The sequence below is a fragment of the Enterococcus sp. DIV0170 genome (genome assembly GCF_051710765.1).
GTDB classification, from domain to species: Bacteria; Bacillota; Bacilli; order Lactobacillales; family Enterococcaceae; genus Enterococcus_A; species Enterococcus_A raffinosus.
The window spans coordinates 950,497-974,767 of the sequence record NZ_JBIOLG010000001.1; the positions used below are offsets into that span (position 1 = coordinate 950,497).

Consider the following 24,271-nt stretch of genomic DNA (forward strand, 5'->3'; position numbering starts at 1 on the left):
TGGAGGGATATTGGGATGAATTATTTGATCGAAGTTATGCCGCAATTATTGCAAGGGGCATTGATCACACTGAAATTATTTGCTTATACGATATTGGGCTCACTGCCGCTGGGAATTTTATTATCATTTGGTTTAGCGAGCCGCTTTAGACCATTACAATGGATCTTGCGTTTTTACGTTTGGATCATGCGAGGGACGCCTCTGTTATTGCAATTGATTTTTGTTTTTTACGGGCTGCCGCTTGTTGGAATTATTTTTGATCGTTTTGAAGCGGCGCTTTTCGCCTTTGTTTTGAACTATGCGGCATATTATGCGGAAATCTTCCGCGGCGGGATTCAATCAATTCCGTTAGGTCAATACGAAGCGTCAAAAGTGATTGGATTAACCCCCGTTCAAACAATCACACGAATCATCATTCCGCAGGTTGTAAAAATTGTTTTACCCTCTGTTGGGAATGAAGTCATCAATTTAGTAAAAGATACTTCACTAGTTTACATTTTAGGGTTATCTGATGTCATGCGTGCTGGTAAAATCGCGATGGAACGTGATACGACCTTGTTGCCGCTCTTCGGAGTCGCCATCATATACTTGGCGTTGACGGGAATTACGTCAGTTATCTTGAAGCAATTAGAAAATCGTTTGAACTATTATCGTTAGGCAGGTGGAAAAAATGATTGAATTAAAAAAAGTAAATAAATCTTTTGGCAACAAAAAAGTTATTGATAATTTGGATTTAGTTATTCCCGATGGTCAAATCTTAGCAATCGTTGGACCATCTGGTGGTGGTAAGACGACGTTACTGAGAACCTTAGCTGGATTAGAAACGTCAGATAGCGGGACTTTTTTATTAGATGGAAAACCGTTTGATCCAACGTCTTCGAAAGAACAGGAGCAAGTTGTTGGAGTAGTTTTTCAGGATTTTCAACTGTTTCCACATTTGAGTGTATTGGATAATATCACGATTGGTCCACGTTTGGTCTTAAAGCAAGACAAAGAGACCTATACAAATAAAGCAAGACACTTAGCGAGTTTGTTAGGAATTGAAGAGCTGCTGGATAACTATCCGTATCAGTTGTCAGGTGGTCAGAAGCAGCGGCTGGCTATTGCTCGAGCTATGGCAATGAATCCTAAAGTATTGGCTTACGATGAACCAACGAGCGCATTGGATCCCGCTTTGCGCCAACAAGTAGCTAGTCTGATTTTAGAGCTAAAGGCAGATGGAGTGACCCAAATCGTGGTTACCCATGATTTAGTTTTCGCTGAGGAAATTGGTGATCAGTTATTGAAGGTTGAACCTATCAAATAAAAAAAGATGTAGGAGGAGTAAGTATGAAAATGAAGAAAATTATTTTAGGAATGGTGGCTGTTTTAACATTGGTGACGTTAACTGCTTGTGGGAAAAAAGAGGCTAGCAGTACCGATAGCTGGAAGACGATTGAAGAGGACAAAAAAGTAACGATCGGTTTAGATGATACCTTTGTTCCGATGGGGTTCAAAGATGAGGATGGAGAAATCGTTGGATTTGACGTTGATTTAGCTAAAGCAGTCTTCAAAGAATACGGGATCAAAGCCGATTTCCAACCAATCGATTGGTCAATGAAGGAAAGCGAATTAGAAAATGGGACAATTGATTTGATTTGGAATGGTTACACAGTAACAAAATCACGGGAAAAGAAAGTTCTGTTCACTGATCCTTATGCACAAAATGAACAAGTGCTAGTAACGAAAAAAGACAGTGGCATCACGAATGCTGAAGGCATGAAGGGGAAAATTCTTGGGGCACAGGAAGGATCTTCCGGTTATGAAGCCTTCAATAATGAAACAAAAACCTTAAAGGATATTGTAAAGGATAATGATGCTACTTTATATGCCAGCTTTAATGAAGCGATGATCGATTTGGAAAATGGTCGTATTGATGGTCTGCTGATTGATAAGGTTTACGCTGATTATTACTTGAAGCAAGCTGGTAAACTAGACGCATACAACATTTCAAGCGTTGGTTTCAAAAACGAGAATTTCGCAGTGGGAGCTCGTAAGGGGGATAAGGAATTGGTTGATAAAATCAATGAAGCCTTCAAAGAATTGCAAGATAACGGCAAATATGCGGAGATTTCTAAAAAATGGTTTGGTGAAGAGCTCACTTTACCAAAAGACTAATTGACTTTTTAAATCCCCTTAAATTTTAAACTTTAATTAACCAAAAAGAAAAGGCGAGCAAAACTTTTGTTCGCCTTCTTTTTTTTGTATAATGGTACAGAATGGAAAGAGGGATAGCATGGCGCAAAAGAAGCGTACAAAGAAAAAAAGAAAAACAAAAAAACAAAAACAACTGCAAGAACAGCGCCTGATTATAGGCATTGGGCTTTTATTTATTTTATTCGCAGTCTTCTCCCTGTTTAAGCTAGGATTTTTAGGAAATTTGATTGCAAATGTATTACGCTTAGTCGGTGGGAATACGTATCAATTTCTTGCGATACTTTTGGGTCTATATGGCGGGCTGCTTGTTGCTAAGAATACGAAATTGCGATTGACAAAGCCGCGGCGCTGGATCGGAATCGGTGTTTTCTATTTGGGAATTCTGCTGATTATCCATGCTCGTTTATTTGCTAATGTGCAAAGCAAAGACCCCAATATTTTGAAGATCACATGGGATTTATTGATGACGGATTTCTTAGGAAATCAAATTACGCAAAATGTCGGCGGAGGCATGCTGGGAGGCGTGCTGTATAGTCTAACTCATTTCTTAGTATCCCAAGTTGGAAGTTATTTGATTGCGGTCTTACTATTAATTTTAGGTGGATTCTTATTTAGTCAGCTAGAATTCAATCAAGTGATTGACTATTTATCAAATTTTGTGGAAACAATGCAAGAGAAATTCACTGAGTCAGATGAGAAAAAAGCGATAAAAACGGCTAAAAAGGAAGAACGACAGGCGCAAAAGGCTCAGGCTAAGGCAGAAAAGCAGGCAGCTGAAAAAGCCAAAAAAGAAGCTGAACGGGCGGAGCGCGAGAAGAACAAGGTACGTTCAATGACACCAGGGGAACAACTAGCGAAAGAAAGCCAAGAGCACTTAGTCAACGAACCAGAACAGATGACTTTAGTTCCAATTGAAGGCTTCCAGGAAAACCTAGAGCCGACTGTTCCTCCAGCACCAATGAAAAAAGAATCCTTCGATGAAGAGGACATTGAAGATCCAGGTGATTTGGAATTTGAGATCAATGCGGAACCAGAGGATCACGATTATCAGTTGCCGCCTTCAACCTTGTTAGACTCGATTCCTGCTGCAGATCAAAGCGATGAATATAAGAAAATCGAGCAAAATATCAAAGTGCTGGAAAAAACCTTTAATAGCTTTGGTGTAGATGCAAAAGTGGTTAAAGCAAGCCTAGGACCATCGGTTACCAAATTTGAAGTTCAACCAGCAGTCGGTGTGAAAGTCAGCAAGATCGTGAATTTAACAGATGATATTGCTTTGGCCCTAGCGGCGAAAGATGTGCGGATGGAAGCACCGATTCCTGGGAAATCATTGATTGGGATCGAAGTACCTAACAGTACTATCAGCATGGTTTCCTTCCGAGACATCATTGAGGCGCAGCCGAATCATCCAGATAAGCTGCTAGAAGTGCCTTTAGGTCGAGATATTTCTGGGATGGTGCAAACAGCGGATCTATCAAAAATGCCTCACTTACTAGTCGCAGGGTCAACCGGAAGTGGGAAATCTGTCTCCATTAACGGAATTATCACCAGCATCTTGATGCGGGCAAAACCAAATGAAGTAAAACTAATGATGATCGACCCGAAAATGGTTGAATTGAATGTCTATAACGGTATTCCCCATTTGTTGACTCCGGTTGTTACGAACCCGCGAAAAGCAGCACAGGCTCTGCAAAAAGTGGTTCAGGAAATGGAAGAACGCTATGAAAAATTTGCGGCTACCGGTGTTCGTAATATCTCTGGATTCAATGAATTAGTCATTCAAAAGAATTTAGAAGATGGACAAAATCGCCCGATTCTTCCCTTCATCGTTGTAATCGTTGATGAGTTGGCTGACTTGATGATGGTTGCTAGTAACGAAGTAGAAGATGCCATTACACGTTTGGCACAAATGGCCCGTGCGGCTGGGATTCATATGATCTTAGCCACACAACGACCAAGTGTTGATGTTATTACTGGGATAATCAAAGCGAATGTGCCTTCGCGAATCGCGTTTGCCGTTTCCAGCGGGACAGATTCGCGGACAATTATCGACAGCAATGGTGCTGAAAAACTCTTAGGGCGCGGGGATATGCTGTTCTTGCCTATGGGTGAAAACAAACCAATCCGTGTTCAAGGTGCATTTATTTCAGACCATGAGGTAGAACGTGTAGTGGAATTTGTTTCCGATCAGCAAGAGGCTCATTACGAAGAAAAAATGATGCCGACAGAGGAAACCACCTCGTCACCTTCGGAAACACCTCAGGATGAATTATACGAAGAAGCGAAGGCCTTAGTGGTGGATATGCAAACGGCTAGTATTTCATTGCTGCAGCGACGTTTCCGTATTGGATACAATCGAGCAGCTCGAATCGTTGATGAGCTAGAAGAACACGGAGTAATCGGACCTTCAACAGGTAGTAAACCACGTGAAGTACTCTTGCAAAAAGCTGAGGAAGAACCAGAAAATCCATTAGATGAATAGGAAAGCTTTGCCAAATTATTTTTGGCAAAGCTTTTTTTGTATTTTGCAGTTGCACATATGTGCATAACGGAAACTAATTGGGACTGAATCTGTCTGTTTATTTTTCCGACTTTCATTATAGGCAGAATTTGTAAAAAGCTTGATAGTATAGGGTTTAAAGTGGAAATATAAAGAAATATTTGGACTTGAAATTGATGGAAAGAATAAATTTCAACATTAATGTGTAACTTTTATGTGTTATACAATAGAAAAACCCTGTGCTATCTTTTTGTTAGATTGATAAGCGCTTACAATTGGAGGAATAAAAATGAAAGGGTTGAATCCACGGCAAAAAAAATTAATCCATTTACTTGTACAGAATGAGCAATATCTGCCGGTGTCTTTTTATTCAGAGAAGTTGGAAAAATCAAACCGAACCATTTATTCTGATTTGGAAAAGATTCAAGCTTTGTTACCAAAGGAACAGCTTTTCTTAGAAAAGAAACCACGGCTTGGTATTCATTTAAGAGGTACAGTCGAAGCGAAACTGCACTTTTTAGAACAAATTACCGGAGCCAGACAAGAAGCGGTGGTTGAATCGCGGGAACGTCAATGGCAGATTGTGAAACAACTATTGATCGAGGATAAGACTGTGACGCAGCAGAAGCTTGCACAACAGTTTCATGTGAGCCCGAGCTCGATTGTTAGCGATTTGGAGAAAATTACTGAAAAGTATCGTTTGATACTGTCATCCTCAAAACGCGGAACGAAAATCATCGGGAATGAGGAGGAAATTCAAAATAGTCTCTTTCGTTTTTGTGAAGATTATTTGGATGTTCAGGGTATTGATACGGATCAGCTTTTTGATGAACCAACGCAATACGTATTATTTCAGTTGCTACCGCAACAATTAGTCAAAGTTCTATTGGAACAAGTAAGGAAGTGGAGAAGTCAAATAGATTTCTGTATTCCAGAACAGTATGTAAAATCGCTCGTTATTCGACTACTTGTCTTTTGTTTTCGGTTGAGTAAAGGGAAGCATATCGAGGAAAAAGAGTTTTTATTTGATCAAATAAAACTGATTGATACGTTTTTGATGGCAAATGAGTTATTAGAAAAGGTTGCGGAAATCATAACGGTTGATTTCGACGAAGACGATGTTTCCTATGTGAATCGTCAGTTAGTCGGGTACGGAGTCAAGCCAAATACGAAAGAACAGAAGCGTTATGAGAAATATGCAAGCACGATCCAAGCGATTTTAAAAAATATGAGTGAAATGATGCAAATTGATTTCTTAGCAGACACGCAACTATCTGAACGATTTGCCAGTCATTTTGTTCCGATGGTCTATCGATTAAAAATGGGGATCGTGATTACGAATCCATTAGTCGAAGAAATCAGGAATCAGTATGGAATTACTTTCAGTGCGACGTGGTATGCGTTGGCAAATGTGGAAGAAAAATTGGGTGTCCAATTTAATGATGAAGAAGTCGCTTTAGTGGCAATGTACTTTCAAGTTTCATTGGAAAAAAGTCAAAATGGTAAAAAGATTTTAATCGTTTGTCCAAACGGTATCGGCACTTCCGAATTGATTTTTAATAAAATTAAACGAATCTTACCGGCACAGGATACGGCTGAAGTTACATCAGTAGATAAACTTTATAAGAAAAATTTGAGCAATGTTGATCTGGTTATTTCTTCCATTAAGTTAGAAAAGATAAATAAACCAATTATTACGGTTTCTACCTTAGTTACCCAAGAAGATATTAAAAATATCACAGCATTTTACGCACATTTATTTTATTCAGAAGATGCAGAGGAAGCCGAGGAAATCAAATTATCTATTTTGAAGAAGGTAATTGACTTGGAGTATATTTACACACAGAAAAAATTTTCAGATAAGGAAGTTTGTTTACATTGGTTGATTGATCGTTTAGAGAAGAAGCAGATAGTCACAAGGGCTTTTCGCAGAGAAGTCTTTGACCGTGAGGCAATTGGTGAAACGGCACTAGCAACAGGTGTAGCAATTCCTCATGCGTCTCCTCAAAATGTTCTGCAAACAAAAATTGCCGTCGTCACTCTTGAACAGCCGATTATTTGGGACCAGCGAAAAGTATATTATGTATTTTTAATGTGTATTGCAAAAAATGACCGTAAACTTGTTCGTGGTGTAATTACTGATATTCATAAAATCGTCCAATCAGAGAAACAGTTGAAAAATTTTTTCGCAGAAAGAAATGCAAAAGAGATTTATAACAATATTATCAGGAGGTAAAACATGCAAGTAATTAACGAAGAATTAGTTGATTTAGCAGTTGATGCGGATTCAAAAATGAGTGCCATCAGTATTCTAGCAGATCGAATCAATCAGGCAGGACGACTACATAATCATGCCGGATACATTGAAAGTGTCGTGGAACGAGAAAATTTAACGACAACAGGTATCGGCTTTGGGATCGCGATTCCTCATGGAAAAAGTCCCCATGTCAAAGAGACAACCGTAGCCTTCGGACGCTTGAACACTAAAATCGATTGGCAAAGTCTTGATGGTGAAAGTGTTGGATTAGTCTTTTTATTGGCGGTTCCAGAAGAATGTCAAGGGGATCAGCATTTGAAAATAATCGCTGGATTATCAAGAAAATTAGTTCATCAAGAGTTTCGTGACACTTTAAAACAGGCTTCAAGTGATCGCGAAATCGTCGAACTGCTTAATGATAGCTTGGCAGGCGTCTTAGTATAAAAGTTAATACAAACAAATTTAAATGATATAAAGGAGCGAAAACTATGAAATTAGTTGCTGTAACTGCTTGTCCATCAGGCGTAGCCCACACTTACCTTGCTGCAGAAAGCTTAGAGGTAGCGGCGAAAAAGAACAACGTTGAAATTCATGTCGAAACACAGGGATCGATCGGAATCGAAGATGAATTATCAATGGATCAGATCCAAAGTGCGGATGCGGTGATTTTGACCAATAACATCGGAATTAAAAACGAAGAACGCTTCAAAGGAAAACCAGTAGTCCGTGTGAGTGCAGGTGATTGCATCAACAAAGGAGAAGCGATTGTCAAAAAACTCCAACAAAAATTAGCAAAATAGGAGGAACTGGAATGATAGAACTATTAAAAAATACAAGAAAAAATTTGATGACCGGCGTCTCCTACATGATTCCATTCGTTGTAGCTGGTGGAATTTTATTGGCTCTGAGCGTGCTGCTTTCTGGAAATGCTTCTGTGCCAGATAAAGGCTGGTTAGCCGACATCGCGAATATTGGTATTACAGGACTTGGCATGATGGTACCAATTTTATCTGGCTATATTGCCTTTTCAATGGTGGATCGTCCAGGATTGGCACCGGGGATTATTGGCGGATTGATCGCTAGCAATATTGGAGCAGGCTTTTTAGGGGGGATTTTGTCAGGGATCATTGCCGGGGTTGTGGTTTTTTACCTGAAGAAAATTAAATTGCCATCTAGTTTGCGTTCATTAGGTCCGATTTTTATTATTCCATTATTTGGCACATTGATCGTTGGTATTTTGATGTATTGGGTGATTGGTCAGCCAATCGCCACATTGATGACGGCATTAACTAAATGGTTGGAATCCATGGGGACTGGAAATTTGGTAGTCTTAGGATTAATTTTAGGAGCAATGATTGCTTCCGATATGGGCGGTCCAATCAATAAGGTAGCGTTTAGCTTTGGTTCTGCAATGGTAGGCACGATCAATCCTGCAACTGGTTTGCCTAGTGAAACCGCGTTAACGATCATGGCGGGAATTGGAGCGGCAATCTGCATTCCACCGCTTGCCATGGGATTAGCGACAATAGTTGCACCTAAGAAATTTACAGTAGAGGAAAGAAATTCAGGTAAAGCAGCGATCGTTATGGGAATGGTTGGTATTTCAGAAGGAGCGATCCCTTTCGCTGCAGCAGATCCTCTACGCTGCATTCCAGCAAATATGATCGGTAGTGCTATTGGAGCGGCTATAGTGATGGTTCTAGGTGCTGGTAACCCAGCGCCTTGGGGTGGATGGATTGTTGCGCCAGTTGCACAAAATCCGTTCGTGTATATTCTCGGAACAGTGATTGGTTCTGTCATTACAGCAGGAATCGTCATTGCTTTGAAGAAGCCGATTGTTGATGAATCCATGCAAGCAGCTACTCTGGAAGACGATTTTGATCTAGATATTGAGATTATGTAGTAAAAAGATGTGCCGACAAATGCTCGGCGCATCTTTTTTAAACTAAAATCAATTTTGCGTATGCACGGATCATTCGTTCGTAATCTAATGGGAGCTCTTTATTTGAGATAACGATATCGATTTCAGACCAAGGAGCAACTTGAACGAGGGAGGTCTTTTCAAACTTTGTGTGATCAAGCAGAACGATTGTTTTAGTAGATTTTTTTAGCATTCGTCGCTTAGCTTCAGCATCAATCAGCGAAGAGGTGCAAAAACCTTTACGATTTTTAACCCCGCTGGAGCCGAAAAAACATAGATCGAACTGAATATCCGGGTAGATCTCACTGCCGCTATTGCGAAAAGCCATATCGTCAGGAGAGTATTCACCGCCGAAACAAAAAAGTTTATGGTGACCGCTGGCTAACTGAGTAATGGCTGCTAAGGAGCTAGTGAAAATTTGCTTCTCTTCTAAAGAAAGCATTTTTTTAGCGAGCAGGGCCAAGGTGCTGCCTTGGTCTAAGCCAATCGTGTAATCTTCTGAAGTAATACACCTCATAGCCGCTTGCGTGAGTTTGTTTTTTTCAGGAAACTGTGTCGTTCGTTGGAAAACAGGAGCCAATTCTTTTTCAAGTATCAATCTGGCCTTTCCATGGTGTTTTTCCAATATTCCTTCTTTAGCTAAATAGGCTAAATCCTTTCGGATGGTTTCATCGGAGACTTGAAATTTTCTCACTAATTCAAGAACTTTGATCTCTTTTTGTTGATATAAAAGTTCAGTGATTTGTTTGCGACGTTTTGCGATTTCAGCAGCTTTCATTCATCAATCCTCCCGTTTTTCATTTACGGTAGCATGAGAATCCAACAAAAACAATCTAAAACTTGGGAAAAGTTGAACAAATCCAACTTTTTTCTCGTATTTCAAAGAAGTCTATGGTTTGAAGTAAAAAAACTTTCTATACTAATGGAAAATAGAAATAAAAAAGGAGTGAAAAACTTGGGAACGGGAGTTATTAATCATGAAAAAAATATTGCCAATGTAGTAGTGAAAGGGAACCCACGTATTCAAATGATGAAGGATCATCTCTTCAAAGAGAAACGCCAAATTTCCTTAGAACGTGCACTACTTTACACAGAAAGCTATCGTCAGACGGAAGGTGAACCCACAATTATTCGTCGGGCAAAAGCGGTCGCTCATATCCTTGAAAAGGTGGAAATTAGTATTCGTGAAGGAGAATTGCTTGTGGGAAACCGGACGGTTCGTCCGCGGTCAGGAATTCTTTCACCCGAGATGGATCCCTATTGGATTATGCAGGAAATTAATACGATCGCTTCACGTCCACAAGATCAATTTGAATTTACTGAGGCAGATAAAAAAATTTATCGGGAAGAGCTATACCCTTATTGGGAAAAACGTTCGATGAAGGATTTTATCAATGGTGAACTGACAGTTGAAGTGAAAAGGGCGGTGAAGGATGAAGTTTTCAAGCTGAATCAAACAGATAAAGGCCAAGGGCATATCATTATGGATTTCCCAGGAATATTATCGCGAGGGATTGGGAATTATCTTATTCTATTAGAGAAAAAAATTAGTGAAGAGCCAGATAATCATTTCTATCAGGCAGGTAAAATCGTATTTACAGCGATGAAAGATCATTTTATCCGCTATTCAGAATTAGCAGAAGAGAGCAGTAGAAGCGAAAAAGACCAGCAACGATGTCGGGAACTGCAAGCGATCGCTGAAATGTGTCGCAAACTAAGTAATGAAAAACCTGATTCTTTTTACGAAGCGCTGCAATTATTATGGATGACTAGTATTGTAGGCCAATATGAATCAAATGCTTCATCCCTTTCTTTAGGGAGAATGGATCAATATTTGTATCCTTTTTATCAAATGTCACTGCAAGCAGGAGTGGATGAAAAATTCCTCTACGAAGTTCTGGGAGACTTTTATATTAAGACAAATGATGTTGTGCTTTTGCGTTCTGAGAGTAGTGCCAAATGTTTTGCTGGATTTCCAACAGGCTATACGGTTGTTTTAGGTGGACTAGATGAATTAGGACATACTTCGGTAAACCCGCTATCTTTTGTAATGTTGGAGCTTTATCATGAGATCTTATTGCCGCAGCCAAACTTATCGGTACGTATGAACGAATTAATTCCCAGACGTTTTTTGCTTAAAACTGTCGAGACGATTCGGTTGGGGACAGGCATTCCACAATTATTTAACGATGAGGTTTGTGTTCCAGCCTTTTTGAGCAAAGGAGTGTCCCTTGATGATGCCCGGGATTATGCGACGGTGGGCTGTGTCGAGACCTCGATTCCTGGCAAAACTTACGGACTGCACGATATCGCACTGTTTAACTTACTAAGGATTATGGAATTGAGTATGTATGAGTTAAGAGATGATGCTGAATTAACCTATGACCAATTGGTGGAGACGATCGAAAAGAAAATTGATTATTATGTTGAACTAGTAGTCAAGGGCTCAAACATTGTTGACTTAGGTCACCGCCATTATGCGCCGACACCCTTTTTATCTGTGTTGATCGATGATTGTTTAGCAAAGGGCAAAGACGTTACAGAAGGCGGCGCACGTTATAATTTCTCAGGAGTGCAAGGCATCGGCGAGGCTAATCTAAGCGACTCTCTATATGTTATCAAAAAAATGGTTTTTGAAAAGAAAGAGATGAGCTTTAGTCAGTTAGTAGAGGCGTTAGAAGCAAACTTTTCAGGCGAGTATGCTGACTTGCAAACACATGTGATTCAAGACTTTGAAAAATTCGGCAATGATGATGAAGAGCTAGATATTATCGCAGCAAAGTTGTTTCGTCATTATGCTAAAGAGTTAGAAAAATACGAAAATGTAAGGGGCGGTAAATTTATCCCGGGTGCTTATACAGTATCTGCTCATATACCATTAGGAGAAGCAGTCGGTGCGACACCTGACGGACGTAAAGCACAGGAACAATTAGCTGATGGCGGTTTATCACCGATGGTTGGAAGAGATCATTTAGGGCCTACCGCGGTATTAAAATCAGTCAGTAAGCTAGATAATTATTTGACCGTCAATGGCAGCTTGTTGAATTTGAAGTTTCAGCCAAACACTTTGAAGGGACAGCAGGGATTAAACAAATTTGCTGATTTCTTAATGGCGTTTACTAAATTAAAAATTCAACATGTTCAATTCAATGTTCAATCAAAAGAAACCTTACTGGAAGCACAAAAGCATCCAGAAAAATATTCAGGTTTATTGGTTCGTGTCGCAGGCTACAGTGCCTTTTTCGTAGATTTGAACAAACAAATTCAGGATGACATTATCTCGCGTGTCGAACATCAATTGTAGGATGAGGGATAGAAATGGATCAAGGGTTAGTTTTTAATATTCAACGTTATTCTGTACATGATGGCGGCGGGATTCGTACATTGATTTTCTTAAAGGGCTGTCCATTGCGCTGTCCTTGGTGTTCCAATCCTGAGTCACAAAAAAATGTAGAGCCTGTTAGCTGGAAGAAAAATGGCAAAACAGAACAAATTGGGCAATGGCGTTCAATCGACGACTTGCTAGATGAAGTACTGAAGGATGAGATTTTTTACCGCACGTCTGGCGGCGGTGTAACCTTATCTGGTGGAGAGGTTTTGATGCAGGCTGATTTTTCCGAAAAATTTTTACGGGAGTTGAGAGACCTTGGTATTCATACGGCTATCGAAACAACTGGGTGTTTTCCAGTTGAACGACTAAAGAAGATTGCTCCTGTAGTTAATCAAGTACTATTCGACTTGAAGATTATGGACCATTGCGAAGCAAAAAAAGTTATCGGATTGGATTCTAAAATCGTAGAAGAAAATTTTGACTATCTTTTAACACAAAAGCAGCTCCAATTAATTCCGAGAATTCCATTAATCCCTTCATACACGACGAACAAGAGCAATATTCAGCAGTTAATTAGATTTTTGACTGCACGAAAGGTAACAGAAGTACATTTGCTGCCGTTCCATCAATACGGCAGCAGTAAATATGAGTATCTGGGTTGGGAATATCATATGAAAGAGGTTCAAGCCTTGACTCAAGTAGAAGTTGATACGATTAAAGAACTGTTTGAACGTGAGGGGATCGCTGCAAATATTGACGGATTGGAATGAGAGGGTAACTACCTCTCTTTTTTTCTGGAACACCGAGTTTGTGAATTCTTTTCTTTTTTCCAAAGTTGATTGTTTTCTCCTTGTGAATCGGTTATAGTATGTAGCGAATGTCGCCATTTTTCGAATGTTACGAAAAGCGGAAGACGTACGAAGAGAAATTTTTTGAAATTTCTGATCTTATTAGTGAGCTTGCTTGTCCTTTAATAATGAGCGAGCGCTTCGGTAGAATGTAGTAGGAGGTAACACCTTGGAAAAACCCTCAATTTATGGTTTAAGAAGAGAAGAATTGGTCGAATGGTTTTTAGAACATGGAGAGAAGAAATTCCGTGCCACACAGGTATGGGAATGGCTATATCGCAGCCGTGTAACTGAATTTGCGGAGATGAGCAACCTATCGAAAAAAACGATTGCTCTGTTAGAAGAAAATTTTGTTATCAATCCATTAAAGCAATTAGTTGTGCAGGAAGCCAGCGATGGAACGGTCAAGTATTTATTTGAATTACCGGATCATTTGATGATCGAAACTGTTTTGATGCGTCAAGAATACGGATTGTCTGTCTGTGTAACGACTCAAGTGGGCTGCAATATCGGTTGTACCTTCTGTGCTTCAGGATTATTGAAGAAGCAGCGTGATTTAACAGCTGGTGAAATTGTTGCTCAGATTATGTTGGTACAGCATTATTTTGATGAACGCGGTGAAGAGGAGCGTGTCTCCCATGTCGTGGTTATGGGGATCGGCGAGCCATTTGATAATTATAAAAATGTCATGGACTTTCTAAATGTGATTAATGATGATAAGGGGATGGCAATCGGTGCACGCCACATCACGGTTTCCACAAGTGGTTTGGTTCCTAAGATCAAGAAGTTCGCAGAAAATGGCTTACAGGTGAACTTGGCAATCTCACTGCATGCGCCTAATAACGAGGTTCGTTCATCAATCATGCGAATCAATCGTAGTTTCCCCATCGAAAAATTGATGGAAGCTGTTGACTATTATATAGAAGAAACAAATCGTCGAGTCACCTTTGAATACATCATGCTTTCTGGAGTGAACGATCGACCAGATCACGCACAGGAATTGGCGGATCTGATGAAGAACAAGAAAAAATTAGTTTATGTGAACCTGATTCCTTATAATCCAGTCAGTGAACATGACCAATATTCACGTAGTAGTAAAGCAGATGTTTTACGCTTTTACGATGTTTTGAAAAAGAATGGTATCAATTGTGTGATTCGTAAGGAACATGGAACAGACATTGACGCAGCTTGCGGACAATTACGCAGTAAACAAATGAAAAAAGCAACAGCTAAATAAATAGCTTACTTCCTCATTTTTAGTGAGGAAGTTTTTTTAATTAATCACGAAAATAACTGGAATGACTATGATACACTGAAAAGAAAGGGCATTCAAGGAGAATAAAATGGATAAAGCAGCAGACATTCAAGCAATTTTAGCTCATCGGTATGATCAAGGATGGGATTATTGGACGACAGAGGATAGGCGATTAGGCAAAGGGGCGCCGTTTTCTTGTTTAGAATCAGCGGAATACCTATTGGAGTTAGGGATGGATCCGCAGGAAGAAATTCTGCAGCAGGTAGCAGAACTTATATGGGAAAGCTGGCGTGAACCTGGTGAATTTAAACTTTATCCAAAAGGCGCCGTTTTCCCCTGTCAAACGATCCCGGCAGCGACTCTTTTGGTTCGTTTGGGACACGAGGATGATCCGCGAATGAAGCAAACACAAGAGTATTTGCTCTCGACTCGATACGAAGACGGCGGCTGGTGGTGCAAAAAATTTTATTTTGGACGAGGACCAGAGACAGAGTTTTCTAATCCATTACCAACACTAAATGCATTAGAGCTCTTTCGTCGGACAAAATTCATTGAAGAAGCGGAACTCGATGATGCGGTAGAGTTTTTGTTGCACCATTGGGAGACAAAAGCACCAATTGGTCCTTGCCACTATGGAATCGGAACCTTATTTATGCAGGTAGAGTATCCGTTTCGCGGATATGATCTCTTTTATTATCTCTATGTACTGTCCTTTTATGAAAAGGCCCGACAGGATGTACGTTTCAAAGAAGCATTTGAAGCACTGAAGGAAAAAACGAAGGAGGGACAAATCATTGTGGAACGAGTTGTCCCTAAATTACGAAAATTGAGTTTTTGTAAAAAGGACCAAACGAGTGATCTGGCAACGGAACGCTATCAAGAAATTTTGGATAATTTAGCAATATAGCTCTTTTTGCGTCTCTTTTTAGTAATTAGGGAGGTGCAGAATGAAATTAATTAAGATTAAAAGAGAATACGGGCTCAATCAAAATATGTTTTATGGCTGGTTAAAGGAAAATCAAATGATTGTAAAGGAACTGACGGGTTACGTGGTAGGGCCAAATGCGTTAGAAGGAATGGAGACTAGTACAAATCGGCGGGTCACCGAAGATGGCGAGATCTTGATTACGACACAAGTCATCGTTGACAATCAAAGAATCCCAGAGCTTTTAGAGCACTATGAGTCATCAGGGTTACCAAGAAGATATTCTCCTCAAAAAAAGGAGCGAGGACAGAATTTAAACGATGAGTTAGAAAAGCGAGTGGCAATTCTTGAAAAGCAGGTATATATCCTCACTGAACAATTAGCAACATTCATTAAGCAAAACAGTCGGGAACACGAATAACGTGTTTCCGACTGTTTTTTTCTTTAGGCTGTGATTGTTCCTACAGGGAAAATTCTTCTGAAAACTTTGCGAACAAGTGGACCTGCGATTAGTATTTGAAATGGTAGAGCCATAACAAGATTTTTCAAAATGTTCGTTCCCCAAATAATGAATAGCAAATGCCATTCGTGCGTTTGGCTTAGTACCTCAAGAGTACCATATAGTGACATAAAAAAGACCATTGGCAAAACCATGCAGGTGGAAATGGTTAAAATTTTACGTAAAGGGCTAGCAAAGGTTGGTAGAAGTTTAAAGGCTATTTTTTTTGCAGGACCCGAAACGACAAACCAATCCAACAGTAAAGCACAGCAATAACCTAGCGGCAAGCCGAGCCAGGCTAATTTAAGAACTTCGAAAGTGAAGGCTCCTGAATGTAAATAAATATTGTACAAGCTCATCCAGAACACCATCACAAAACACATCATAATTGTATAAACAAAACTTTCTCTTTTATTACTTGGCATAAAAATCCTCCTATTAATTTGAATACAGCAACTTTTATAGAAAGAAAACGTTTTTCGATAACCTGAACAAAGATATTAGTGGAAGCTATATATCAAACGGAACTTTAAATAAAATGTAGCAAAGAATGTATTCGTTTCATTATTTGATTGTCTGCGAAAGGCAGAACTCACAAAAAAGCGGCCATCGTATAACTCGCTACGATGACCACTTTGGGAATCTTCACTGCGTTATGGAAAGACGTTTTTTGCTTTTTCCATTATATACACAGTTTTCAATTTCATGTAAGTAAAAATTTTATTTTTTTTCACCAATCTCGTCTTTTAAACGGTAAATCTTTGAAGGACGGCCAATTCCGACAGGGCGTTCACCAATTTCATCAAAATATTGCAGCATTGCTTTTTTGAAATTAGAATGATCCACTGTTTTGAAATCAACCCCTAAAAATTTCGCAAACACCTTGCGTGCTTCAGTGATGGTGAATTCATCTCCTAAAACTTGTAGAATTAGTGGTTCATGATCCATTTTATTCACCACTCGGTTAAAGGCTTTACGAATGATCTCATTGTGGTCAAAGGCTAAGGTATCTTTTCCGACCGATTTTCCAGCCTCTAGCTCAATCTCAATTGAAATGTCATCGCTGGTTAAAGAAATCGTTTCACCATGACGCTCAAGATTGAACCAGCGGGCATCTTGTGTGTCATCACCAGCCGTTGGTGGTACTTGACCAATAAATGCTAAATAGCTGACAGTAATTACCCAGCCACGAGGATCACGATTTGGTGTACTGAAGGTATGAAGCTGCTCGACACTCTTGCGACCAATGGTCAATCCAGTTTCTTCAGCGGTTTCGCGCCGAACACTGTCATTGGTTGATTCATTGCGTTCGACGAAGCCGCCAGGCAGTGCCCAAGAATTCCGATAGGGGTTTCCACGACGTTGAATCAGTAATATTTTCAGCTGATCCTCTTCCTTGTTATAGCCCATAATGACAATGTCAACGGTGACAGAAGGCTTGTCATATTCGGGATGATCTTGTTCTTTATACCAAGCGACGAATTCAGCTTCATCTGCTTCGTGTTCATAATAATCTTTTTCTGCTTCTTTAGAGGCAAATTTTTTCATGCGTTGTTCACCCATCCTCTTACTATAAGTATTCGCTACTTTATTGTAGCATGAATAACTAAAAAAGGGGAACTCCGCTTGGAATTCCCCTTTTGCTTTATACGAATTATTTTGTTGACTCAGTTGTAGCCTTTTTGCTTGAACTATTTGTTGTTAAGAAGTCAGATAAAATATTTTCGAATGAATCATCTTTGATCTTCACGTTGGCTTTCTTCAATTCTTTTGCGATAACCTCAGAAGAGAAGGTTTGGTCAGCCATTTTTGTATCTTCAGCAATTTGTTTCAATTCTTTTTTGTATTTATCCATGTCATTGCCCTTAGAAGAGTTTTTCTCCATTTTGACAATGTAGTGACTTGATTGGTAAGTAGATGAATCCATCGCAGTAATTACATCAGAAACTTCGCCATTCTTCAATTTGAAGGCTGCTTCTTTGACTTCAGATGGAACGGTCGATGATTGTGAATCAAATTTGATTTCTCCACCATCTTCTTTTGTTGTTGAATCTTGTGATTTTTCTTTTGCGATTTTAGCAAAATCGCCTTTATCATCTAGTTGTTTCTTGATTTCTTTTGCTTCATCTTCGCTGCTTGCCAAAATAATACGTGCAGTTACTTCTGGATGGAATGAATCCCATGCCGATTTTAGATCCTTATCTGTGATCTTCACGTGAGATTTCAACCCTTCTTGGAAAGCTAGTGATTGTTTCAAATACTCTTTATAAGATTTTTTGGTATAGCCAGCAGATTTCAATTGGCTTTCGAAGCTATCGCCTAATTGTTTTGCTTGCTTATCGTATTCTTTGTCGATTTGCTTATCGGTTACTTTGTCACCATAAGCATTTTCGAAAACCTTGTAGATGATCATATTACGAACTAAACTTTGGTTTGTTTGTTCTTTTTTCGCTTCATTATAGAAATCTTCGACGGTAATTTTTCCGCCTTTCATTGTTGCGATGTCTTGATTAGAACTTCCTGAACAAGCCCCCAGTACAACTACGCTAAGTAAGCCAGCAGTGGCTAAAAGAATCTTTTTTTTCATTTCTTTGCTACAACTCCTAAAATTTAATTTACATACGTTTGTTATTCCTTTTCAACTATAACACACCTAAAAATGTAAAGGAAAGGGGGTTAAAAATAGTTTCCGAGAAAATTCATAATAAAGGCATAATTACTTAAGTGAAACAACTTAATTCTTACTATTATTCAACAGGACGTTCTAAAGAGAAGCGTCCTTTTTTTATGACTGTTGTCTCTTCTGCTTGAGGCAATGCTTGATTGATTTTTTCTATTTGAGCCTGAATTTGTTGAATGCGAGGCTCTGCTTGGAAGCGAAACTCTTCAATATCTTTCTCAACCCCTGATTTAAAGGCAGGGACCAGCGTATCAAATGTTCCTTTTAGAGTCACCAATGACTCTCTAAAATCGGTCAAATTATCATTAAGTTCGTCTGTTAATTCAACAAGTTCTCGGGTATTCGTAATTAGTTTTTCTCTTGTTTCTTCCCCTTTTCGAGGGGCTAACAGAAGACCGCCTAGTGTCCCAAGTCCGGCACCAAATAGAATTCCTTTAAAAAAGCTCATTTATTTCACCTGCTCCTTGATCTTATCAGCGATCGCTTGCATTTCTTCGGGAGACTGCTGCTCCGCATGATTACCGAAGTGAATGGAAAAGTCATCGTTTTTACTATAACGAGGAACTAAGTGCACGTGAGAATGGAAGACTGATTGATAAGCTAATTCTTTATTATTATTTAGGATGTTTAGTCCTTCCATCTCAGGAAAAGCTTTCTCAATGGCACGGGCAATTTTAGGAATCCGTGCAAAAACCTCTGCGGCTAATGTCTCATCATATTCAAAAATATCAGTAACGTGTTGTTTTGGAACAACAAGAGTATGACCCTTTGTCGCTTGTGAGATGTCTAAAAAGGCATAAACTTTTTCATCCTCATAAATTTTGTAGCTAGGGATTTCTTGGTCGATGATTTTACAAAAAATACAATTTTCCATTGCAAACATCCTTTCTGATCAATTATGATTTTTATTTTATGGCGACGCTGTTAAAAAGAAATTCAACAACAGCCGTAAATTCTTCTTTTACTTTACCATAACTTGTTATACTTGTGCTGGAAAAGGTCAGGAGAACATTAAATATTTGTAGGATTCTGCTATAATACTAACTAAGAAATTGGAGGGAAAAAGATGAGCTTAGCAATTCAGCATGTTACGGGCGGCTACGGCCACTTGCCTGTTTTAAAAGATATTAATTTTGAAGTCCAAAATGGAGAAATGATCGGCTTGATTGGCTTGAATGGTGCGGGGAAATCCACTACGATCAAGAACATCATCGGTTTATTGACACCGCAAAAAGGAACTATTACGGTAGATAATTTGACGTTACAACAGGATCCAGAGAATTATCGAAAAAAAATCGGCTACATTCCTGAAACACCTTCATTATATGAAGAGTTGACTCTACGAGAACATATTGAAGTGACGGCGATGGCTTATGGTATTCCTAAAGAAGAAGCGATGCAAAGAGCAGAGACGCTACTGAAGACTTTTCGTTTAGAAAATCGGCTTGAGTGGTTTCCTGTAAATTTTTCTAAAGGAATGAAGCAAAAGGTCATGGTTTTATGTGCATTCTTGATTCAACCAAGTCTGTACATTATTGATGAACCCTTCTTAGGGTTAGATCCTTTAGCGATCAATGCTTTGTTGGAACTGATGGTGACGATGAAGGAGCAAGGAGCGGCTATCTTGATGTCCACGCATATTTTGGCGACGGCTGAAAAGTATTGTGATCGTTTCGTCGTATTACATGAAGGGGAAGTACGAGCGCAGGGGACTCTGCAGGAGCTGCAAACAGAATTTGAGTTACCTGGCTCTTCTTTAGATGAAATCTATATCGCACTGACAAAGGAGAAAGAACATGCATGATTTTTTTCTATTAAGGCGACAACGCCATCAGAAAAAAATGATGAAATATATGCGTTACGTGTTAAATGATCATTTTGTCTTGGTGTGCTTGTTTTTAGTCGGCGGCCTAGCCTTTTATTATTCGAATTTATTAAAACAATTGCCGCCAGATTTTCCATGGAGTTTGCCGATTGTTGCTGTTGCGTGGTGGTTTATTTTACCATTTGGCAAATTAGCCACACTGGTGGAGCCTGCGGATATGACCTTTTTATTACCTAAGGAAAAAGAAATGGGTAGTTATCTGAGTCGCGGAGTGCGTCACTCGCTAGCATTTCCATTTGCTGTTGAGCTGCTTGTTTGTGGTGCCTTACTACCATTAGTGGTTCTAGCTAAGCAAATCAGCTTCATAAATTTTTTCTTCTATTTATTCATGTTGTGGGGATTGAAATATTCTCATCTAAGATTACAACGACTAGCTTGTTATCAGAAAACTCATGAGCAAGCACGGCGATTATTCCTATTATGGTTTATCGCCAGTGGGGTGATAATTTTTGTTAGTCTTTATGTTAACGCCTGGGTTGGCACAGTGCTAGCTTTTGTTTTGACGTTTTGCTTCTTATTCTTAACTCAAGAAAAAGAGCGTCTACTGGACTGGAGTAAAATGATTGACCGTGAAAATGCGCGGTTGCATCGTATTTATCAATTCATTAACTTGTTTACCGATGTGCCGGAGGTCGAAGCAAAAGTCCATCGTCGTAAATACTTGGATTTTCTATTAGCTAGAATCTCTTCCAAACAGGAAAATACGTATTTGTATTTATTTGCCAGAGGTGCTTTACGTGGTGCGGAGTTCGGAGGCTTATTTTTCCGCTTGCTGATTGTTGGCAGTGTGTTATTGTTCTCATTAAATGACTTTCGCTTTATAATCGGTATCAGCGCATTGTTTATCTATTTGATTGGGTTCCAAATGATTCCCTTGTACAATCAATTTGATTACATTAGTGCGGTCCAGCTTTATCCAGTACAAATGAAATATAAAAAAACTGCTTTGCAGAGATTAATGGTGATGTTGCTGTTTGGCGCAGCGCTTCTCTTCGCTTTGTGTAGTTTGGTTCACTTGTCAGTTGTTGAAAGTTTGGTTTTACTTGTGTTGCTTTTGATTGAGATCGGGTTATTTGCATGGTTGTATCTCCCGGTAAGAATAAAGAAAATGGAGGCTTAGTGGATGAAAGTATTATGGAATGAAAAAATTGTCGATGAATCAGAAGTTAAAATTGATTTGGAAGATCGTGGCTATCAATTTGGCGATGGTATTTATGAAGTGATTCGTATTTATGATGGCTATATGTACATGGAAAAGGAACACTTGGATCGTCTATGGGTCAGTGCGGAGAAAATTAGAATGACTCTTCCATTTACTAGAGAAGAATTAAGCCAACGGTTGCATCGTTTAGCCAAAGAGGTTGGATTGGACAATGCCCGTGTATATTTCCAGGTGACTCGCGGGATTGCGAAGCCACGTTTGCATGATTTCCCAGATCCAAAAGAGGTTCAGCCTGTTTTAATGGCGGATATTCAACCAGCTTCACGTCCGGCTGCAAAGCAAAATATTGGTATTCGTGCGGGAATCGTTGAAGATAAGCGCTGGTTGCATTGTGATATTAAATCAATCAGTTTATTAGGAAATATTCTTGCTTTAGATGAAGCACAGCAAAAAGGGTATGACGAAGCCGTCTTGGTTCGTGATGGCAACGTGACAGAGGCCTCCGCATCGAATCTATGGATGGTAAAAGACGATATCATCTATACACACCCTGACAGCAATTTGATTTTACCAGGAATTGCAAAAATTAAAATTCGCGAGCTGACTAAAGCGTTAGGGATTGAGCTGAGAGAAGAAACGTTTACTGAAAAGGAATTGTTGGCCGCTGATGAATGCTTTAAAACTAGTTCAGTAGCGGAAGTAATGCCGATTGTTGAGATCAATGATCATAGAATTGGTGACGGAATGCCAGGGAAAGTTACGAAAAAAGTTCTTGATGCCTATATTGAAGCGGTGAACTTAGCGGTTCAAGCACATCGCGATGAAAAATAATCAAAGAAGAACATACATGCCCTTGACGAAGTGCCTTTCCCCGACTAAAATAGTAAATACGTTTAAAATGCTAGGGGAGGGCCTTGGGAATGGAGTTTCAGTTAGATAGTGACTGGCGTGTGCAGCCGATCAAAGGCGATACGGGAAAAACGTATATCGGCTATCGAGACGAAGATCGCGTCTTCATTAAACGAAATACCACTCCGATGTTGGCTGCTTTATCCCGTGAAGGAATCGCACCCAAGCTTGTGTGGATCAAGCGGACAGGGAATGGGGATACGTTAACTGCACAAGAGTGGCTAGATGGGCGAATCCTCGAACCAGAAGAAATTCCTCGTCGTAATGACGTGGTGGATGTTTTGTATCATCTTCATCATTCACCTTCATTGAAAGTCATGCTGAAGAAAATGGGTGGACGTCAAGTGTCGCCGCAACAGCTTCTAGCGGATTATGAAGCAAATTTGCCAACCATGATTGAGCAAAATAGCTTTATTGAGTTAGTCTATGATTATTTAAAGAAAAATATTCCAACGTATGCCAAAAAGAATTACACCGTTGTTCATGGCGATGTAAATCATCGAAATTGGATAGTATGTTCGAATTATTTATATTTAGTTGATTGGGATTCAGTCATGTTTGCTGATCCGGCACTGGATGTTGGAACGATTTTAGGTAATTACGTGCCATTGTCCAGCTGGAGTAAGTGGCTTGTACGATATGGTATTCGGCCAACAGATGAGAACATGGAGCGGGTTTACTGGTATGGTCTGATGAGTTTGCTTTTAGAAATCGCTCGTCAATACAAGCGCAAAGAATACCATCATATGAATCAATCAATTTTACAATTAAAACGAATTTTTGCCGGAAGCTGAACATTTCGTTCAGCCTTCTTTTTTGCGAGTCCAACTTTTCGCAGGACAATAATGTTCGAGATGAAATATTTAGTCAAAGTATATTATGCTACGTAAAGTATAGTTGGATCGTATGCGAAGTGAAGAACAGACTCATTTTTCGTGTTTTTGAAAAATGAATACGAAATTAGAACTAGTTGCGAGTCCAACTTTTCGCAGGACAATAATGTTCGAGATGAAATATTTAGTCAAAGTATATTATGCTACGTAAAGTATAGTTGGATCGTATGCGAAGTGAAGAACAGACTCATTTTTCGTGTTTTTGAAAAATGAATACGAAATTAGAACTAACTATGAGTTCTGCTTTTCGCAGTTATACAAAAGAGAAGTTACTAAGTGCATGAAATAGAGTGAATTATTTGGAGGAAAACAATGCGGGTAAGAAATCGTCCAGGCGCTGCTGAAATGTTGGCAGCTCGTCCTGAATATGTAGTACAAGATCCAGAAGGATGGAAGGGTCGCTGGTCTGAACGTTTTGGCAACGACCATCCGATTCATATTGAAATTGGGATGGGAAAAGGTCAGTTCATTACTGGAATGGCTGCTGCTCATCCAGAAATCAATTATATTGGAATAGAGATGCAAGTTAGTGTTATTTCCCTTGCGTTGGACAAACTAGTTGAGGCAGAGCTTCCTAATTTGCAATTATTGCATGTCGATGGGTCCGAGTTGACCAATTACTTTGCAGATAGTGAAGTTGATCAAATCTACTTAAATTTTTCTGATCCTTGGCCGAAGAAGAAACATGAGAAGCGCCGTCTAACGTCCCCTAGTTTTCTAGCTGTAGATGAAACGATTTTGCGGCCTGCCGGGGAAATACACTTCAAAACTGATAACCAAGGTTTATTTGAATATTCCTTAAGCAGTTTTTCAAAATACGGGATGACGCTTGAGCAAGTCTGGTTGGATCTACATGAGAGCTCATATGAAGGAAATATTATGACTGAATACGAAGAAAAATTTTCTAACAAAGGGCAGCGTATTTATCGAGTAGAGGCACGCTTTCAAGACAAAACAAAATAAGAATTTTTGAGAAGGTAAATCAATTTTTTGGTTTATCTTCTTTTTTT

Annotated in this window: 24 protein-coding genes; 18 read left to right on the forward strand and 6 right to left on the reverse strand. The window is 39.4% G+C overall.

Going from position 1 to position 24,271, the window contains the following annotated elements; all coding sequences use genetic code 11:
* Nucleotides 1-15 precede the first annotated feature (15 nt).
* The 8 genes from IGI50_RS04535 to IGI50_RS04570 all read left to right on the forward strand — a co-directional run bounded on the left by IGI50_RS04535 (nucleotide 16) and on the right by IGI50_RS04570 (nucleotide 8,856).
* Complete coding sequence (locus IGI50_RS04535; RefSeq protein WP_438776292.1) at nucleotides 16-657, forward strand: amino acid ABC transporter permease; 642 nt, start codon at nucleotides 16-18, stop codon at nucleotides 655-657.
* A gap of 13 nt (nucleotides 658-670) precedes the next feature.
* Nucleotides 671-1,306, forward strand: a complete 636-nt coding sequence (locus tag IGI50_RS04540; RefSeq protein WP_010746581.1) for an amino acid ABC transporter ATP-binding protein — start codon at nucleotides 671-673, stop codon at nucleotides 1,304-1,306.
* Nucleotides 1,307-1,329: 23 nt separating this feature from the next.
* On the forward strand, nucleotides 1,330-2,157 hold the full coding sequence (locus IGI50_RS04545) for a transporter substrate-binding domain-containing protein (RefSeq protein WP_438776293.1): 828 nt from the start codon (nucleotides 1,330-1,332) through the stop codon (nucleotides 2,155-2,157).
* A gap of 118 nt (nucleotides 2,158-2,275) precedes the next feature.
* Entirely contained in the window at nucleotides 2,276-4,678 is a 2,403-nt protein-coding gene (locus IGI50_RS04550) for a DNA translocase FtsK (RefSeq protein WP_438776294.1), read from the forward strand.
* A 307-nt stretch (nucleotides 4,679-4,985) separates the two neighbouring features.
* The gene (locus IGI50_RS04555) at nucleotides 4,986-6,932 is read left to right on the forward strand and encodes a BglG family transcription antiterminator (protein WP_438776295.1); all 1,947 of its coding nucleotides are present in this window, start codon (nucleotides 4,986-4,988) and stop codon (nucleotides 6,930-6,932) included.
* 3 nt (nucleotides 6,933-6,935) lie between these two features.
* Nucleotides 6,936-7,397: a PTS sugar transporter subunit IIA gene (locus IGI50_RS04560; RefSeq protein ID WP_438776296.1), complete on the forward strand. Its 462-nt coding sequence runs from the start codon at nucleotides 6,936-6,938 to the stop codon at nucleotides 7,395-7,397.
* Nucleotides 7,398-7,441: 44 nt separating this feature from the next.
* Entirely contained in the window at nucleotides 7,442-7,753 is a 312-nt protein-coding gene (locus IGI50_RS04565) for a PTS fructose-like transporter subunit IIB (protein WP_010746576.1), read from the forward strand.
* An 11-nt stretch (nucleotides 7,754-7,764) separates the two neighbouring features.
* Nucleotides 7,765-8,856, forward strand: a complete 1,092-nt coding sequence (locus tag IGI50_RS04570; RefSeq protein ID WP_438776297.1) for a PTS fructose transporter subunit EIIC — start codon at nucleotides 7,765-7,767, stop codon at nucleotides 8,854-8,856.
* Nucleotides 8,857-8,893: 37 nt separating this feature from the next.
* On the opposite strand, the gene IGI50_RS04575 is transcribed toward IGI50_RS04570, so the two are convergent.
* Nucleotides 8,894-9,652, reverse strand: coding sequence for a DeoR/GlpR family DNA-binding transcription regulator (locus IGI50_RS04575; protein WP_438776298.1), 759 nt, complete (start codon nucleotides 9,650-9,652; stop codon nucleotides 8,894-8,896).
* 177 nt (nucleotides 9,653-9,829) lie between these two features.
* Here IGI50_RS04575 and IGI50_RS04580 point away from each other — a divergent pair, with 177 nt between their 5' ends.
* The 5 genes from IGI50_RS04580 (at nucleotide 9,830) to IGI50_RS04600 (ending at nucleotide 15,654) form a co-directional block, all read left to right on the forward strand.
* Complete coding sequence (locus IGI50_RS04580) at nucleotides 9,830-12,178, forward strand: formate C-acetyltransferase (protein ID WP_438776299.1); 2,349 nt, start codon at nucleotides 9,830-9,832, stop codon at nucleotides 12,176-12,178.
* A 14-nt stretch (nucleotides 12,179-12,192) separates the two neighbouring features.
* Nucleotides 12,193-12,975 carry a glycyl-radical enzyme activating protein gene (locus IGI50_RS04585; protein ID WP_438776300.1) on the forward strand — a complete coding sequence of 261 codons (783 nt, stop codon included), beginning with the start codon at nucleotides 12,193-12,195 and terminating at the stop codon, nucleotides 12,973-12,975.
* Nucleotides 12,976-13,222: 247 nt separating this feature from the next.
* A complete protein-coding gene (rlmN, locus tag IGI50_RS04590) occupies nucleotides 13,223-14,290 on the forward strand; it encodes a 23S rRNA (adenine(2503)-C(2))-methyltransferase RlmN (RefSeq protein WP_218256896.1) in 1,068 nt (355 codons plus the stop codon).
* A 106-nt stretch (nucleotides 14,291-14,396) separates the two neighbouring features.
* Nucleotides 14,397-15,215: a prenyltransferase gene (locus tag IGI50_RS04595; RefSeq protein WP_438776301.1), complete on the forward strand. Its 819-nt coding sequence runs from the start codon at nucleotides 14,397-14,399 to the stop codon at nucleotides 15,213-15,215.
* A gap of 40 nt (nucleotides 15,216-15,255) precedes the next feature.
* Nucleotides 15,256-15,654: a hypothetical protein gene (locus IGI50_RS04600; protein WP_438776302.1), complete on the forward strand. Its 399-nt coding sequence runs from the start codon at nucleotides 15,256-15,258 to the stop codon at nucleotides 15,652-15,654.
* A gap of 23 nt (nucleotides 15,655-15,677) precedes the next feature.
* Here the strand turns inward: IGI50_RS04600 and IGI50_RS04605 are convergent, their stop codons facing one another.
* The 5 genes from IGI50_RS04605 to IGI50_RS04625 all read right to left on the reverse strand — a co-directional run bounded on the left by IGI50_RS04605 (nucleotide 15,678) and on the right by IGI50_RS04625 (nucleotide 19,286).
* Nucleotides 15,678-16,157, reverse strand: a complete 480-nt coding sequence (locus IGI50_RS04605; protein WP_438776303.1) for a DUF2798 domain-containing protein — start codon at nucleotides 16,155-16,157, stop codon at nucleotides 15,678-15,680.
* A gap of 295 nt (nucleotides 16,158-16,452) precedes the next feature.
* Nucleotides 16,453-17,280 (reverse strand): NUDIX hydrolase, encoded by an 828-nt coding sequence (locus tag IGI50_RS04610; protein ID WP_438776304.1) that lies wholly within the window; start codon nucleotides 17,278-17,280, stop codon nucleotides 16,453-16,455.
* Nucleotides 17,281-17,386: 106 nt separating this feature from the next.
* Nucleotides 17,387-18,319, reverse strand: a complete 933-nt coding sequence (locus tag IGI50_RS04615; RefSeq protein WP_438776305.1) for a peptidylprolyl isomerase — start codon at nucleotides 18,317-18,319, stop codon at nucleotides 17,387-17,389.
* Between the two features lie 160 nt (nucleotides 18,320-18,479).
* Nucleotides 18,480-18,860 carry a YtxH domain-containing protein gene (locus IGI50_RS04620; protein ID WP_218256901.1) on the reverse strand — a complete coding sequence of 127 codons (381 nt, stop codon included), beginning with the start codon at nucleotides 18,858-18,860 and terminating at the stop codon, nucleotides 18,480-18,482.
* Nucleotides 18,861-19,286 carry an HIT family protein gene (locus tag IGI50_RS04625; protein ID WP_218256902.1) on the reverse strand — a complete coding sequence of 142 codons (426 nt, stop codon included), beginning with the start codon at nucleotides 19,284-19,286 and terminating at the stop codon, nucleotides 18,861-18,863.
* A gap of 192 nt (nucleotides 19,287-19,478) precedes the next feature.
* Here IGI50_RS04625 and IGI50_RS04630 point away from each other — a divergent pair, with 192 nt between their 5' ends.
* From IGI50_RS04630 to trmB, 5 genes are all read left to right on the forward strand, one after another.
* The gene (locus IGI50_RS04630) at nucleotides 19,479-20,216 is read left to right on the forward strand and encodes an ABC transporter ATP-binding protein (protein WP_438776306.1); all 738 of its coding nucleotides are present in this window, start codon (nucleotides 19,479-19,481) and stop codon (nucleotides 20,214-20,216) included.
* Entirely contained in the window at nucleotides 20,209-21,417 is a 1,209-nt protein-coding gene (locus tag IGI50_RS04635; protein ID WP_438776307.1) for an ABC transporter permease, read from the forward strand. The genes IGI50_RS04630 and IGI50_RS04635 overlap by 8 nt, the downstream gene beginning before the upstream one ends.
* Before the next feature lie 3 nt (nucleotides 21,418-21,420).
* Complete coding sequence (dat, locus tag IGI50_RS04640) at nucleotides 21,421-22,290, forward strand: D-amino-acid transaminase (RefSeq protein WP_438776308.1); 870 nt, start codon at nucleotides 21,421-21,423, stop codon at nucleotides 22,288-22,290.
* Nucleotides 22,291-22,379: 89 nt separating this feature from the next.
* Nucleotides 22,380-23,162, forward strand: coding sequence for a phosphotransferase family protein (locus IGI50_RS04645; RefSeq protein ID WP_010746560.1), 783 nt, complete (start codon nucleotides 22,380-22,382; stop codon nucleotides 23,160-23,162).
* Between the two features lie 411 nt (nucleotides 23,163-23,573).
* Nucleotides 23,574-24,224 (forward strand): tRNA (guanosine(46)-N7)-methyltransferase TrmB, encoded by a 651-nt coding sequence (trmB, locus tag IGI50_RS04650; RefSeq protein ID WP_010746559.1) that lies wholly within the window; start codon nucleotides 23,574-23,576, stop codon nucleotides 24,222-24,224.
* The last annotated feature ends 47 nt before the right edge of the window (nucleotides 24,225-24,271 follow it).

What these genes read in the sequence shown, in the direction of transcription:
- IGI50_RS04535 (WP_438776292.1), top strand. Translation starts at nt 16, where the DNA reads ATGAATTATTTGATCGAAGTTATGCCGCAATTATTGCAAGGGGCATTG.
- IGI50_RS04540 (WP_010746581.1), top strand. Translation starts at nt 671, where the DNA reads ATGATTGAATTAAAAAAAGTAAATAAATCTTTTGGCAACAAAAAAGTT.
- IGI50_RS04545 (WP_438776293.1), top strand. Translation starts at nt 1,330, where the DNA reads ATGAAAATGAAGAAAATTATTTTAGGAATGGTGGCTGTTTTAACATTG.
- IGI50_RS04550 (WP_438776294.1), top strand. Translation starts at nt 2,276, where the DNA reads ATGGCGCAAAAGAAGCGTACAAAGAAAAAAAGAAAAACAAAAAAACAA.
- IGI50_RS04555 (WP_438776295.1), top strand. Translation starts at nt 4,986, where the DNA reads ATGAAAGGGTTGAATCCACGGCAAAAAAAATTAATCCATTTACTTGTA.
- IGI50_RS04560 (WP_438776296.1), top strand. Translation starts at nt 6,936, where the DNA reads ATGCAAGTAATTAACGAAGAATTAGTTGATTTAGCAGTTGATGCGGAT.
- IGI50_RS04565 (WP_010746576.1), top strand. Translation starts at nt 7,442, where the DNA reads ATGAAATTAGTTGCTGTAACTGCTTGTCCATCAGGCGTAGCCCACACT.
- IGI50_RS04570 (WP_438776297.1), top strand. Translation starts at nt 7,765, where the DNA reads ATGATAGAACTATTAAAAAATACAAGAAAAAATTTGATGACCGGCGTC.
- IGI50_RS04575 (WP_438776298.1), bottom strand. Translation starts at nt 9,652, where the DNA reads ATGAAAGCTGCTGAAATCGCAAAACGTCGCAAACAAATCACTGAACTT.
- IGI50_RS04585 (WP_438776300.1), top strand. Translation starts at nt 12,193, where the DNA reads ATGGATCAAGGGTTAGTTTTTAATATTCAACGTTATTCTGTACATGAT.
- IGI50_RS04595 (WP_438776301.1), top strand. Translation starts at nt 14,397, where the DNA reads ATGGATAAAGCAGCAGACATTCAAGCAATTTTAGCTCATCGGTATGAT.
- IGI50_RS04600 (WP_438776302.1), top strand. Translation starts at nt 15,256, where the DNA reads ATGAAATTAATTAAGATTAAAAGAGAATACGGGCTCAATCAAAATATG.
- IGI50_RS04605 (WP_438776303.1), bottom strand. Translation starts at nt 16,157, where the DNA reads ATGCCAAGTAATAAAAGAGAAAGTTTTGTTTATACAATTATGATGTGT.
- IGI50_RS04610 (WP_438776304.1), bottom strand. Translation starts at nt 17,280, where the DNA reads ATGAAAAAATTTGCCTCTAAAGAAGCAGAAAAAGATTATTATGAACAC.
- IGI50_RS04615 (WP_438776305.1), bottom strand. Translation starts at nt 18,319, where the DNA reads ATGAAAAAAAAGATTCTTTTAGCCACTGCTGGCTTACTTAGCGTAGTT.
- IGI50_RS04620 (WP_218256901.1), bottom strand. Translation starts at nt 18,860, where the DNA reads ATGAGCTTTTTTAAAGGAATTCTATTTGGTGCCGGACTTGGGACACTA.
- IGI50_RS04625 (WP_218256902.1), bottom strand. Translation starts at nt 19,286, where the DNA reads ATGGAAAATTGTATTTTTTGTAAAATCATCGACCAAGAAATCCCTAGC.
- IGI50_RS04630 (WP_438776306.1), top strand. Translation starts at nt 19,479, where the DNA reads ATGAGCTTAGCAATTCAGCATGTTACGGGCGGCTACGGCCACTTGCCT.
- IGI50_RS04635 (WP_438776307.1), top strand. Translation starts at nt 20,209, where the DNA reads ATGCATGATTTTTTTCTATTAAGGCGACAACGCCATCAGAAAAAAATG.
- dat (WP_438776308.1), top strand. Translation starts at nt 21,421, where the DNA reads ATGAAAGTATTATGGAATGAAAAAATTGTCGATGAATCAGAAGTTAAA.
- IGI50_RS04645 (WP_010746560.1), top strand. Translation starts at nt 22,380, where the DNA reads ATGGAGTTTCAGTTAGATAGTGACTGGCGTGTGCAGCCGATCAAAGGC.
- trmB (WP_010746559.1), top strand. Translation starts at nt 23,574, where the DNA reads ATGCGGGTAAGAAATCGTCCAGGCGCTGCTGAAATGTTGGCAGCTCGT.